This is a genomic window from Streptomyces sp. NPDC040610 (assembly GCF_055594065.1).
In genome coordinates this window covers 788,371-801,638 of the sequence record NZ_JBVIXA010000002.1, presented here as the reverse complement: position 1 = coordinate 801,638, position 13,268 = coordinate 788,371, and the positions used below count along the sequence as shown (strand labels likewise).

At 74.8% G+C, this 13,268-nt stretch carries 8 protein-coding genes and 1 pseudogene; all 9 read left to right on the top strand.

The genetic code is table 11. The annotated features are described in order from the left end of the window. Positions 1-223 precede the first annotated feature (223 nt). The 9 genes and pseudogenes from ACZ6AA_RS09760 to ACZ6AA_RS09720 all read left to right on the top strand — a co-directional run bounded on the left by ACZ6AA_RS09760 (position 224) and on the right by ACZ6AA_RS09720 (position 13,264). Positions 224-1,180, top strand: coding sequence for a GbsR/MarR family transcriptional regulator (locus tag ACZ6AA_RS09760; protein ID WP_471457851.1), 957 nt, complete (start codon positions 224-226; stop codon positions 1,178-1,180). A 161-nt stretch (positions 1,181-1,341) separates the two neighbouring features. Then, a complete protein-coding gene (locus tag ACZ6AA_RS09755) occupies positions 1,342-2,211 on the top strand; it encodes a universal stress protein (protein WP_468458210.1) in 870 nt (289 codons plus the stop codon). 177 nt (positions 2,212-2,388) lie between these two features. Further along, positions 2,389-4,746, top strand: a pseudogene (locus tag ACZ6AA_RS09750) (phosphoketolase family protein); the annotation flags it as partial. 76 nt (positions 4,747-4,822) lie between these two features. Next, positions 4,823-5,776: a universal stress protein gene (locus ACZ6AA_RS09745; RefSeq protein ID WP_468458208.1), complete on the top strand. Its 954-nt coding sequence runs from the start codon at positions 4,823-4,825 to the stop codon at positions 5,774-5,776. A 180-nt stretch (positions 5,777-5,956) separates the two neighbouring features. After that, the gene (locus ACZ6AA_RS09740) at positions 5,957-7,915 is read left to right on the top strand and encodes a hypothetical protein (RefSeq protein ID WP_471457252.1); all 1,959 of its coding nucleotides are present in this window, start codon (positions 5,957-5,959) and stop codon (positions 7,913-7,915) included. Beyond that, positions 7,908-10,772, top strand: coding sequence for a hypothetical protein (locus ACZ6AA_RS09735; protein WP_471457250.1), 2,865 nt, complete (start codon positions 7,908-7,910; stop codon positions 10,770-10,772). The genes ACZ6AA_RS09740 and ACZ6AA_RS09735 overlap by 8 nt, the downstream gene beginning before the upstream one ends. Before the next feature lie 4 nt (positions 10,773-10,776). Further along, positions 10,777-11,700: a hypothetical protein gene (locus tag ACZ6AA_RS09730; protein ID WP_468458203.1), complete on the top strand. Its 924-nt coding sequence runs from the start codon at positions 10,777-10,779 to the stop codon at positions 11,698-11,700. Beyond that, the gene (locus ACZ6AA_RS09725) at positions 11,697-12,368 is read left to right on the top strand and encodes a vWA domain-containing protein (RefSeq protein ID WP_468458201.1); all 672 of its coding nucleotides are present in this window, start codon (positions 11,697-11,699) and stop codon (positions 12,366-12,368) included. The genes ACZ6AA_RS09730 and ACZ6AA_RS09725 overlap by 4 nt, the downstream gene beginning before the upstream one ends. 2 nt (positions 12,369-12,370) lie before the next feature. Next, positions 12,371-13,264 carry a protein phosphatase 2C domain-containing protein gene (locus ACZ6AA_RS09720; RefSeq protein WP_468458199.1) on the top strand — a complete coding sequence of 298 codons (894 nt, stop codon included), beginning with the start codon at positions 12,371-12,373 and terminating at the stop codon, positions 13,262-13,264. The last annotated feature ends 4 nt before the right edge of the window (positions 13,265-13,268 follow it).

Sequence of the window (13,268 nt, the reverse complement as noted above, 5' to 3'; positions counted from 1 at the left end):
GTCGGCCTACCGGGGTTGAGCGGATGTGAAAGCTACGTTGCGTTCATGGGGGCGTCAATCGATGGCGGAGGTGTTCCGGTCCTTGGAAATGGCTATTTCTACCGTTCGGTGCAATGGAGTTGACGGTGAATGCAACGTTGGCCGGCTCGGCGTTGCAATGGCATGTGCGTGAAGGCACACTGTCCACGTCATCGACCGGCGGCGGGGAGCGGAGTGCTTGACGATGCCCGGAGGCAGGCTGACCCACGAGGACCGGCGGCGGATCGCGACGGGGCTCACCGACGGGCTCGGGTACGCGGAGATCGCCCGGGGGCTCGGCAGGCCGACGTCCACCGTCAGCAGGGAAGTGGCCCGCAACGGCGGCCCCCGTGGCTACCGCGCCGAGCACGCCCACCACGCCACCGCGCGCCGCGCCCGCCGGGCCGCCCCGGCCCCGTACGAGACGCCACCCACCGACCCCACCACCCGCGCCGACCCGGAGGCGGCGCACGGGCGCGACCCCGAAGCGGTACGCGGCTTCGTGGACCAGTTCGCGGAGCTGATGGTGCACACCGGGCTGCCCCGAATGGCCGCCCGCGTCCTCGCGAGCCTCGTCACGGCCGACTCCGGCGCGCTGACCGCCGCCGACCTGACGCACCGTCTGCGGGTCAGCCCCGCCTCCGTGTCGAAGGCCGTCGCGTACCTGGAACGCCTGGAACTGCTGCGCCGGGAGCGGCACGCCTCCGGGCGGCGCGAGGCCTATCTCATCGACGACGACGTCTGGCTGCGCACCTGGCTGACCAGCGCCCGTACGCACGCGATGATGGCCGACACCGCCCGGGCGGGCGCCGACATCCTCGACCCCGGCACACCCGCGGGCGCCCGCCTCGACCACATGCGGCAGTTCTTCACGAGCCTCAGCGACGACATGGCGGGCGGCACCACCGCCGACGCCTTCGCCGACGCCCTCACCGTCCTCGCGGCCCTCGCCCACGCCGAAGTCCCGCTGACCGCGGGGCAATTGGCGACGGCGCTCGGATGGACCGGGGAGCGCGTCGCCACCGCGTTGCACGACGCGGAGCAGCACCCGGACATCGCCGATCCGGTGGCCCTGCGCCACGAGGCGCCGGACACGTACCGCGTGGTCGCGAGGCCGGGACGGCTCAGCGCCGCCCAGCGCGCGGCTCTGACCCGGCGCTGACCCCCGCGGCGGCGCACGGCAGGGCCGGTCGGCCCCCTCATCGGGCCGGTTCGGCTCTGCCCCGGCACGGCCGGAGCATGTCAACGTCGGGGTGGGATCCGCCGGGCGAGCGGCGGGCCCGGGCAGCGGGCGCGGACACGACGCCGAGGAGGCCGAACGCCGTGGACGGGACACTGATCGTCGGAGTGGACGGCTCACCGGCGAGCCTGCGGGCCCTCGACTGGGCCGCCGACGAGGCCGTGCGCGGCCCGTTCGCGCTGCGGATCGTGCACGCCTCGGGCTGGGAGTGGTACGAGGGCCACGAACCGTCGTTCGGCATCAACCGCGAGGCTGTGCGCGCCCAGTCCGACCGCGTCCTCGCGGCCGCCAGGACACGGGTCGGCGAGCGGGCCCACGCGGCCGACGTCACGAGCGAGGTCCTGGACGAGGACCCGGCCGCCGCCCTCGTCCGCGAGAGCCGCGGGGCGGCCGGGGTGGTGGTCGGCAGCCGGGGGCGCGGCCGTCTCGCCGGGCTGCTCCTCGGCTCGGTCAGCCTGTCCGTGGCCGCCCGCGCCTCCTGCCCGGTCACCGTGGTGCGCGGCGGCGAACAGAGCCTGCGCGGCGGGTTCCGCCGGGTCGTCGTCGGCGTCGACGAGGCGGCGGGGGCCGCGGCGGCGGTGGGGTACGCCGTCCGCGCGGCCCGGCGGCGCGACACGGAACTGCTCGCCGTGCACGCCTGGCGCCGCCCCGTGCCCGAGGCGGGCGGCGGGGCTCACCCCGTCGGCGCCGCCGACCCACGACGGCTGCGCGCGGAACGCGAACTCGACGCGGCCCTGCGCTCGGCGGTACGCGACCACGGCGCCGTCGCCGTGCGCCACGAGGCCGTCGAGGGCCAGGCCCGCGCCGCCCTCCTCGACGCCTCCGCCACCGCCGACCTGGTCGTGGTCGGCGCCCGCCGCCGCCCCGGCCATACCGGCCTCCAACTCGGCCCCGTGAACCACGCCGTCCTGCACCACGCCGCGTGCCCGGTCACGGTGGTGCCCGATGCCTGAGCGGCGCCCGCGCGGCGCGCGCACCGGACGTACCAGACGTACCAGACGCACCTGCGCCCGACCTGTCTGAACCGCGCCGCACGTGGAACCCGGCCGCACACCCGGACACGCACGAGCCCCGGACACGCACCACGACGCGGACCCGGCCACGAACCCGGACAGAATCGAGGTCAGTCACCCATGGCCAAGGATCACATCGGCGCCCTGGACGCCCACTGGCGCGCCGCCAACTACCTCGCCGCGGGCCAGCTCTACCTGCTCGCCAACCCGCTCCTGACCGAACCGCTGCAACCGCGCCACATCAAGCCCCGCCTCCTCGGCCACTGGGGCACGTCCCCCGGCCTCAACCTGGTCCACACGCACCTGAACCGGCTGATCAAGGAGCGCGACCTCAACACCCTGTGCGTGTGGGGGCCCGGCCACGGCGGTCCCGCGATCCTCGCCAACTCCTGGCTGGAGGGCAGCTACACGCAGACGTACCCGGACGTCACCCGGGACGCGGCGGGCATGGAGCGGCTGTTCCGGCAGTTCTCCTTCCCCGGCGGCGTACCCAGCCACGTCGCGCCGGAGACGCCGGGCTCCCTCCACGAGGGCGGCGAACTCGGCTACTCCCTCGCGCACGCCTACGGCGCCGCCTTCGACAACCCGGACCTGCTCGTGGCCTGCGTCATCGGCGACGGCGAGGCCGAGACCGGGCCGCTGGCCGGATCCTGGCACTCGAGCCGCTTCCTCGACCCCGTGCACGACGGCGCGGTCCTGCCGATCCTGCACCTGAACGGCTACAAGATCGCCAACCCGGCGCTCCTGGCCCGCATCCCCGAGGCCGAACTCGACGCCCTGCTGCGCGGCTACGGCCACGAGCCCCTGCACGTCACCGGCGACGACCCGCGCACCGTCCACCGCGACCTGGCCGCCGCCCTCGACCGGGCCGTCGACCGCGTCACCGCCATCCAGCGGGAGGCGCGCTCCACGGGCGGGCGCGGGCGCCGCCCGGCGTGGCCGATGATCGTCCTGCGCACGCCCAAGGGCTGGACCGGGCCCGCGCACGTCGACGGCGAACCGGTCGAGGGCACCTGGCGCGCGCACCAAGTGCCGCTCGCGGGCGTGCGCGAGAACCCCGACCACCTGCGCCAACTGGAGGCCTGGCTGCGCTCCTACCGCCCCGAGGAGCTGTTCGACGCCGAAGGACGCCCCACCCCGAAGGTCCTGGCCTGCGTGCCCCAGGGCGACCGGCGCCTGGGTGCGACGCCGCATGCCAACGGCGGCCTGCTCACCCGCACCCTGCCGCTGCGCCCCCTGGAGGACTTCGCGGTCGCCGTCGACAAGCCCGGCTCCGCCCTGCACGAGCCCGCCCGGGTCCTCGGCGGGATGCTCGCCAAGGTCATGGCCGACACCGCCGAGCGGCGTGACTTCCGTGTCGTCGGCCCCGACGAGACGGAGTCGAACCGGCTCGGCGCCCTGTTCACCGCCACCGGCAAGGCCTGGCAGTCCGAGACGCTGCCCACCGACGCACACCTCGCCACCGACGGCCGCGTCATGGAGGTGCTGTCCGAACACCTCTGCCAGGGCTGGCTCGAAGGCTATCTCCTCACCGGCCGCCACGGCCTGTTCTCCTGCTACGAGGCGTTCGTCCACATCGTCGACTCCATGGTCAACCAGCACATCAAATGGCTGCGGACATCACGGCAGTTGACGTGGCGTGCGCCCATCCCCTCCCTCAACTACCTGCTGACGTCGCACGTCTGGCGCCAGGACCACAACGGCTTCTCCCACCAGGACCCCGGCTTCGTCGACCACGTCCTGAACAAGAGCCCCGAGGTCGTACGCGTCTACCTGCCGCCGGACGCCAACACCCTGCTGTCCGTCGCCGAACACGCCCTGCTCAGCCGGGACTACGTGAACGTGATCGTCGCGGGCAAGCAGCCCTGCTTCGACTGGCTGACCCTGGACGCGGCCCGCGCCCACTGCGCGCGCGGCGCGGGCGTGTGGGAGTGGGCGGGCACCGACGACGGCCTGCGCGACCCCGACGTCGTGCTGGCCTGCGCGGGCGACGTCCCCACCCTGGAAGTCCTCGCGGCCGCCGCTCTGTTGCGCGAGCATCGGCCCGAACTCGCCGTGCGCGTCGTCAACGTCGTCGACATCGCCCGGCTGTTGCCGCGCGAGGAACACCCGCACGGCATGGCCGACTTCGAGTACGACGCGCTGTTCACCCGCGACAAGCCGGTGATCTTCGCGTACCACGGCTACCCGTGGCTGATCCACCGCCTCACCTACCGCCGCACCGGCCACGGCCGCCTCCATGTGCGCGGCTACAAGGAGGCGGGCACGACCACCACGCCCTTCGACATGGTCGTACGCAACGACCTCGACCGGTACCGCCTGGTCATGGATGTCATCGACCGCGTCCCCGACCTGTCCGTCCGCGCCACGGCCCTGCGCCAACTGATGGCCGACCAGCGCACCCGCCACCACGCCTGGATCCGCGAGCACGGCACCGACCTGCCCGAGGTCGCGGACTGGTCCTGGCCGTACTGACCCGTCCCCGCACCGCATCCGAGCAGCGCCCGAACCACCCGCACAGCATTGGACCGCACACCCGCCGAGGCACCCCATGAATCGCCACCGCACGTCATCCCGTCCCTGCCCGACGACCCGCACCCGCCGTGCCGCCGGTGACCGCACGCGCGCGGTCACCGCGGGCGTCGACGGCACCCTCGCCGGCATGGACGCCGCCGACTGGGCGGCCCGTGAGGCGCTGCGCCGCGGCGTGCCGCTGCGGCTGCTGCACGTCGCGGCCGATCCGGACCAGCAGCCGCGGATACGCCGGGCAGGACCCGCCGACCGGGCGCGCGGCGTCCTCGACCGGGCGGCGATCACCCTGTCGTACGTGCACCCGGCGCTGCGGATCCACGCCCAGCAGCCCTCGGGGCCGACGGCCGCCGCCCTGCTCGCGGCGGCCGCCGACGCCGAGACGCTGGTCCTCGGCTCCCGGGGGCTGCCCGGGTTCGGCGGCTTCCTGGTCGGCCCGGTCGCCTCGGAGGTGGCCGCCCGCGCGGAGCGGCCGGTCGTGCTGGTCCGGGCCGGGGAGTGCCCCGAGGACGCCCATGTCCCGGACGCCGACGGCGGACCCTCGCGCAGCACGCCGTACCGGCCGGTCGTCCTCGGCCTCGATCTGCCGCTCCCCGGCGAGGAGTTGCTCGGATACGCCTTCGAGGCGGCGGCCGTCCGCGGTGCCGCCCTGCACGTGGTGCACGTGTGGACCGTGCCGCCGCTCGACGCCTACGCCCCGGGCCGGGCCATCCCCGACGTGCTCGCCGGGCGCGAGGAGGACGCGCGCCGTGATGTGGCGGCGGCGCTCCTGCCGTGGCGTCTCGCCTACCCCGCCACGAAGGTCGTCGAGCGCGTCCGGTTCGGGCGCACGGGGCACCACTTGCTGAAGGCCGCGACGGGCGCCTCGCTCCTGGTCGTCGGCCGCCGCGCGCAGGCCGGGCCGCGCCTGGGCGGGACGGCGGACTCGGCCGTCCGGCACGTGGCCTGCCCCATCGCGGTGGTGCCGCACGGGTGACCGACAACAGTCGTGGGGATGCGTATAACTGACGATCTGTCAGACAGTGCCGGTTGTCTATCAAAATCATGAAAAGTGCTCCAGGCTGAATGGCCTGGAGCCGCCGCCCACCCACCGGGGCCGGCGGTGTTCCGCGCGTTCGGGGTGGTGCTCCCCGCACGCCGAGGGGGGAGGCACCCGATGGGGGACACCTATCTCGTCAGGAAGCTGGAGAAGCTCGCGGCGAGTCTGGAGCGGCTCGCGCTGCCCGACGGCTCGCCCGTGCTCCTCGACCGGATCGACCAGCTGAAGCACGTCCTCGAGCGGATGCGGCACACCACCGCCGGCGAGGTCAGGATCGTGGCCCTCGGGGCCAACTCCTCGATGAAGTCCACCACGTTGCGTCTGCTCCTCGGGCGTCACGACATCCTCTCCGTTGGCCCGGGCGCGGTCAGCGCGGTCTCCACGGAGCTGCGGCTCGTCCAGGACGAGGGACCCGTGGGCCCGCCCGACTACACCGTCGTGACACTCACCGAGGAGGGCGCCCGCCGCCGGGCCCGCCGCCTGCTGGACCTGGACGAGGACGACTCCCGGAGCCTGGAGGAGCTGAGCCGGGCCGTGCATCCGCACGTCGGGCTGGTCCAGGAGATGCTGGAGGCCGTGGGGCGGCTCGGCTACGGCTCGACCATGACCCTGGAGGAACTCGCCGCCCGCGACGGCACCCTCACCTTCAGCGCCGGGCGGGGCAGCCCGCTCATCGCCCGGGTCGGCGCGCGCCTGCGCGTCCCGGCCGAGGTGTGGCCGCTGGACTGGGCGGCGGGCCGGTCCGTGGTGATCGTCGACACCCCCGGCACCCGCCAGGGCGGTCCGCTGGAGGACGTCGTCATCGCCGAGACGCAGAGCCGCGCGCACATCGCCCTGCTCACCGTGGCCTGCGGCGGCGGCACCCAGTTCACGACGCCGCGCACCGCGCCCGACCCGCACTGCGTGTTCGTCGCAACCCGCCTCGACGCCGTCGACAACCCGAGCAACGCCAACTCCCTGGGCGTCCTGGAGACGTCCATCGCCTCCATGGTGCGCGACATCGGCGCGCACGGAAGGCCCGGCCGCGAGACCCGCGTCGCCGCCGTCAGCGGGCCCTGGGCCGCGGCCGACGAGGCCGCCTGGCACGCCTTCGACCCGGACAACCCGCACATCTGGAAGAGCACCCAGCCCGCGCGCGAGCAGTGGCGCGCCGCCCCCTGGGACCCGTCCGGGGCGACCGGCGGCCAACTGCGCGTCGCCGTCGAGGGCGCCCTCGACGACGGCGGCGTCGGCCGTCTGCGCGCCCTCATCGCCGAACTCGCCGACAAGGACACCGCACACGTCGACTCGCAGGAGTTCGAGCAGCTCATCGAGGACGGCATCCGGCTGCTCAAGGAGGCGGGCGGACACGTCCCCGTCGCCGGGAAGCTCGAACTCCAGGCGGCCGCGGCCCGCGACGACGCCCGCCCCATCGCCGACCTGCGGCGCATCGCCAGGGAACAGGCCGACACCGCCGTGTACGCGGCCGACGCCTGGTCGGAGGTGCGGCTCGCCCTGGAACCGAGCGGCACCGGGGGCAGGGCCGACGCCGACACGCTCCAGCCGCTGCGCGCACTCGACATCGGCGGCCTCGCCGCGGCCGCCGTCGACGGCACCCGGGCCGAGCTGACCGACGCCCTCGCGGGCTGGTGGGCCTCGCACACCCGCGAGGACTTCGCCGACCGGGCACCGTGGGCCCGGCTCACCGCGCCGCCCGGAGCCGACGCGCACGACGGCCCGCGGCAGCTGCGCGCGGATGCCGACGCCGAGGAGGTCGCGCAGATCGACGCCATGGCGGGGCGCCTCCTCGACCAGCTGGCGGGGCGGCGCGGGGGTGCCCGAGGGGCCGCGTACCGCCCGGCGGCGCGGCTGTACTTCCGGCAGGTCGCCCGGGTCCGCGAGGAACTGGCCCGGCTCCTGGAACGGCGGCTGATCGACAAGTTCGAACCCGCCGTCGTCCAGACCCAGAAGGCCCTCGGCGAACTCCTCGTCCAGCAGCGGCTCGCCCTGGTGAGCGCCACCGGACCGCTCGCCGTGCTCAACCAGATCGGGGCCGAGCTGCAGCAACTGTCGACGGCGAGGGCGGGACGTGCCTGATGACCGGCCGTCGCTGGAGCTCTACGGCCGGTCGGGCGGCGCGGGCCTCGTGCTGCGGCGCGGCACCGTTCCAGGGCGCATAGAGCGCGTCGACGTGCTGGACGGTTCGGCCGTCGTCAGCACGACCACCTTCACACCGCCCGTCGACGGCGCGGCGGCCGACGCCGACCTCGCACTCACCCCGTGGCGGCGCAGGCCCGGCGAGCCGACGGTCGTCGTCCACTACCGCCGCCACCAACCGGAGTCCCGCGTCCCCGCGCCGTCGGCACGCGGCAGTTTCCGGCTCGACCCGGACCAGATCGGAGACCGTCCCATGACCCAGGCCACGCCCGACGGCAGTCCCGCGCAGACACAGGGCCCCGACGTCATCGGCGCCTTCTTCGACTTCGGCACCAGCCGCGCCGTGTGCGGCGTGTTCGACCGGCGCCGGGTGAGCGGCAGCGACGCCGCGCTGCCCGCCGCCGGTGTGGAACGGGCCAGGAGCCTGCTGCCGGTCCAACTGTTCGCCACCGACGAATCCCCGGATCCGGCGCAGGAGATCGAGGACCGCACCGCCGGCATCCCCCGGGCCCGGGGCGAGGCCTGGCGCGAGATCTTCGGCTGCGCGCCCCTGGACGTGCACCACGTCAGCCACACCAGGCCCCGCACCAGCGATCTGGTCGTGACCGGCGACAGCGTCGACTTCGCGTCCGACGCCACCGGCGAGCGCGTCCGGGGCGCCAAGCGCCATCTGTCCGACCTGGAGCACGAGGTGCCGGGCACCGAGCTGAGCGGCCGGGAGCTCTTCCGCCGGGTGTACGCGCGGTTCGCCGAGCTGGTCGCCGACGAACTGGAACTGCCGCGTGCCATCGGGTCGTTGAGCGTCACCTTCCCCACCAAACTGCCGCCGGACAAGCGCGACGAACTGCTCGACGTGCTGCGCACCCTCGCGCCCAAGGTGGAGATGAACATCGACGAGGCCGTCGCCGCCGCCGGGTTCGCGATGATGAAGCGGCTCGGCGCGGACTTCCTGCTCGGCGTCGAGGCGTTCACGCTGAACGCCCGCTGCCCCGAGGGCGGCCGGGCCTGGGAGCAGCCGCGCGCGTGGGCGAAGGCCCGCGCCTGGCACGAGAACCTGCTGGTCATCGACGTCGGCGGGGGCACCACCGACTGCGCCCTGATCAAGGTGACCATTGTGGACGCGACCCCGGCCGCCGCCGGGGACAGCCCCGGCCGGTTCTACAAACTCCAGCCGCAGGTCCTGGCCTCGGGCGGACGGCTCAACCTAGGCGGGGACCGCCTCACCGCCCGGCTCTTCACGCTGCTGCGCGGCAAGCTCGGGATCATGGCCGGTGACACCCGGTTCCAGGGCGTGGAACAGGCCCTGCTCCGCAAACAGAGGTTCCACGCCCTGTGGGAGGCCGCCGAAGCGGTGAAACGGCAGGGGCTCGGAAGGGAGAACCCGGCGACGGTCAGGGTCTGTGCGGCCGCCCCGGGCGGCGCCGCACCGGACTCCGGTGCCGTCCCCTTCGTCTGGCCGGAGTCCCCGGACGGTGCGGCACCCGCCGAGCTGTCCGTCGCGGAGGCGACCGTCACCGCCGACGAACTCGGCGAGCAGGTGCGCGACCTCGTCGCGGAGATCGCCTGGCTGGCCGGGGGCATCGCCCGCGGCGGCCTCGACGTGTCGGGCGGCGGTCACGAGAGCGTCGACCGGGTGCTGTTCTCCGGCGGCTCCATGCAGTCGGCGGCGCTGCGTCGCGGCATCGAGGACGCACTGCGCCGCCGCTTCGAGAGCGACCAGCTGGCGCCCACCTTCGAGGTCGAGTTCGACGCGGAGTTCGCGAAGACCGGGACGGCGGTGGGCGGCGTGTACCTGGACGCGGTGGCCGACCTCAGCCCGGACGCCGACGACCCCCAGGTCATCCCCGAACTGCTGAGCGGCATCTCCTACTTGGACGTCGACGCCAGCCGCCTGTACGTGAACCTGGCGGCCGACTTCCACCTCCGCAAGGGCTCCCAGGAGACGTACGAGGAACCGGTGTTCAGCCGGGGCCAGCGCCTCGAACTGGAACCCGGCGGCCGGGCCTACGCCGAGGGCCGCTCCACCTACCCGGTGCGCGCCGTACTCGCCGTGCACCGCTACGACGTCTCCGACGACGACGGCGGTCGCGACGCCGACTCGCTGTGGGCGACCCACACGATGCTCCAGGAGGAGGCGAACCAACTCGCCGCCGCGGGCGTCAACGTCCGTTTCGAGATCGACCAGGAGGAGCGCATCACGCTCCTGCTGTGCAAGGGGACACCGGGCTGGCTGCTCGAAGGCGCCTCGGTCGACACCACCGACGTACCGCACGGCCTCGTCGCACCGCCGGAGCGCGAGGGCGCGCCCGCCACCCTGCGCTACTCGCTCTACCAGGAGGTGTACCAGGTCGGCGTGGGCCTGCGGGAACGCGAGCCGCTGGCCTTCGCGGGCGACGAGGTCCCGGCGGGCGGGCTGTTGCTGCATGTGGCCGCGCGGCGCATCACGCTGTACTGGGGGCTGCCCAGTGCGGGGACGAGGACGAGTACGGGCCAGGAGGCCGGTGCGGGGGCGGACATGGGGACCGGGGTGGAACAGGACGCCGGGCCGGGCCCGGCACCCGCCGACGACCCGTCACGCCGGGAGTTCGGGACCCTCGCCGATGTGCCCGAGGGCTACGTCTGGGTGTCCCTCGACGCCACGGGCGCGCTCCGCTTCCACAAGGAACGGCCCCGCCGCCGCACCGTGGCCGCGCCCCTCGACCTGATCGACGCCGCACCCGGCGAGGTCTTCGAGGAGGTCATGAAGTCGGGCTTGTACTACGACGAGAGCAAGGACCCGTTCAGTGGCACCCTCTGACGCCGTGAAACCCACCGAAGGTGCCCGGCCCGAGGCGGCCCGCACCCCGGGAAGCGACCCTGGGAGTGTCTCCGGCGGCGCCCCCGACATCGGTCCCGAACACGCCCCCGCCCCCCTCGTCCGCGCCCTCTGCGACGACCTCGCCACCGTCCTGCGCACCCCCGTCGACCCCGCCGACCTGCACCCCCGCCACGACGGGGCAGCGGCGCCCCTGCTCGGCCTGGTGGGCGTGGCCGCCGCGGGGCCGCGCCAGGTCGCCTGCCGACTGCTCGCCGAATGGGTGCGGGCCGGGACGGCGGAGCGCGGCGAACAGCCGGAGCTGTGGGGGCCTTCGGCGGTCGACATCGCCACCCTCCGGCTCGGCGGGGAACGGCTGCTGCCCGGCCTGACCCTCACCCCGCTGCCGTCCGGCCTCGCGCCGCGCGAGGCCGTCGAACGCCTGCTGCCGACCGTCGCGGAACTCCTCGGCGCCATGCGCCGGGTGGCCCTGGTCGACCGCACCCAGGCCGCCACCGTGCCGGGCTGGTCGGCGCGGCTGCGGCTGCTCGCCGAGTGCGACGCGCTCGGCCCGGCCGCCGCGGCCACCGGCGACCCGGGCGCCTGGGTGATCGCCGCCCACCACCTGGCCGCGTCGGCGTTCGTGCCCGAGGCCGCCGAGGGCAGCGTCTGGGCCCAGCTGATGGCGGCGGTGCGGGCGCACGCCGTGCGCGCACTCGCCGAACTGGGCGAGGCCAGGGAGGGCGAGGGCGAGCTGGACCGCAGGGGCTCCGCCGACTTCACCGCGCTCGTCGACATGGAGCGCAGCGTGACGCTCGACGGGTATCCGGCGCGCTCCGGCAACGTCCTCCAAGTCGTACGGCTGCCGCGGGAACGGGCCGGACGGATGGAGAAGGCCCTGGTGCTGCTCGCCCCGAGGAGCGGCGGATGAACGTGCTGCCGCTCTACGTACTCGCCGACAGGTCCGGGTCCATGGCCGAGACCGCCGGGTCCGCCACCGCGATCGAGGTGGTGAACACCGTGCTGCGCGAACTCCTCGCGCGGCTCGCGAAGGACCCCACGATCCGGCGGGCGGTCCGGCTCTCGGTGATCTCCTTCGCCGAGGACGCCCGCGTGGACCTGCCGCTCACCAGCCTGTCGTCGACGACGGCCGTGCCCGACCTGGAGGCCTCCGGGCCGACGTCGTTCGCGAGGGTCTTCGAGGCCACCGCGCACACCGTCGCGCACGACCTGGCCGCGCTCGGCCCCGCGGCGCGCCCGCCGCTGGTGTTCATGCTCACCGACGGCCGCCCCACCGCCCACCGCGACCGCGCCGGGGGCTGGTACGCGGAGCATCAGGCGCTCCTGGCCAGCGCGGGCCAGGGGCGGCGGGTCCTGCTCGTGCCCTACGGCTACGGCCGCGTCGACCCCCGCACCCTCGCGTCGATCGCCGCCGACCCGAGCGCCGCGTACCTCGCGGGCCGCAGCGACTCGCCCGCGCAGGCCATCGAGCGCTTCGCCGAGCTGGTCTTCGGCTCCGTGGCGCGCAGCGTGGCGATGGACTCCGAGCAGGTCGTGCCGCCACCGGGGACGGTGCGGTCCTACGTCGAGGACTACTGACCATGTCCGACTTTCCGGCTGTCGACGCCATGGACCAACCCTGGTACGAGCCACCGCTGTTCACCGGCGACGCGGAGGCGGCCCTGCCGCTGCTCGCGTACGACGGCGGACAGGCGGGCGCGGTCACGGTGCGGGCGGGCGCGGCGGCCGCGGAGACCTGCCGTCCCCGGGACAACTGCAACGACGCCTTCGCCCTGTGGTCCGACGCGGCGACCGGCATCTGCTTCCTGGCCGTCGCGGACGGCGTGGGCCGCTCGGAGGACGCGGGCCGCGCCGCCCGCGCCGCCGCCCGGGTGGCGGTGAAGGCGTTCCGCGCGCAGTGGCTCGCGGCACCGGACCCCTCCGGCGACCACCTGGCGGGCCGGGTGCGCGAGACGGTCGCCGACGTGGCGGTCACCCTCGACTCGCTGTCCCGGCGGCGCACGGGCGGCGGGCACGAGCACGGCGAGTACCGCACGACACTCGTCGTGGCGGCGCTGCCGACCCGGATCCCGCCGGGCGGCGGCGTCGCGGCGGTGGTCGCCCGCGTCGGGGACTCCACCGCGTGGCGGCTGCGCCCGGGCTTCCTCGCGCCCGTCTTCCCCGGCCGGGCCGAGGACCTCACGCCCACGGCCGCCCTGCCCGGCAACTACGCGGCGCTGCAGATCCAGGTCCTGGACCTCGGCGACGGCGAGGTCCTGGCCCTGACCACCGACGGGCTGGCGCGCGACGGCCGCGACGAGCAGGTGCGGGCCTTCCTGGGTCGGCTCTGGGCGACGCCGCCGACCCCGCTGGAGTTCCTCGGCTCGCTGGCCGTGCGGCGCAACGACCGCAGCGACGACCGGGCCGCCGCGGTCGCCTGGCTCGGCCACTACGAGGCGGGGCCCGACGGCACGTTCGGCGCCGGCGCGGGGTGAGGGC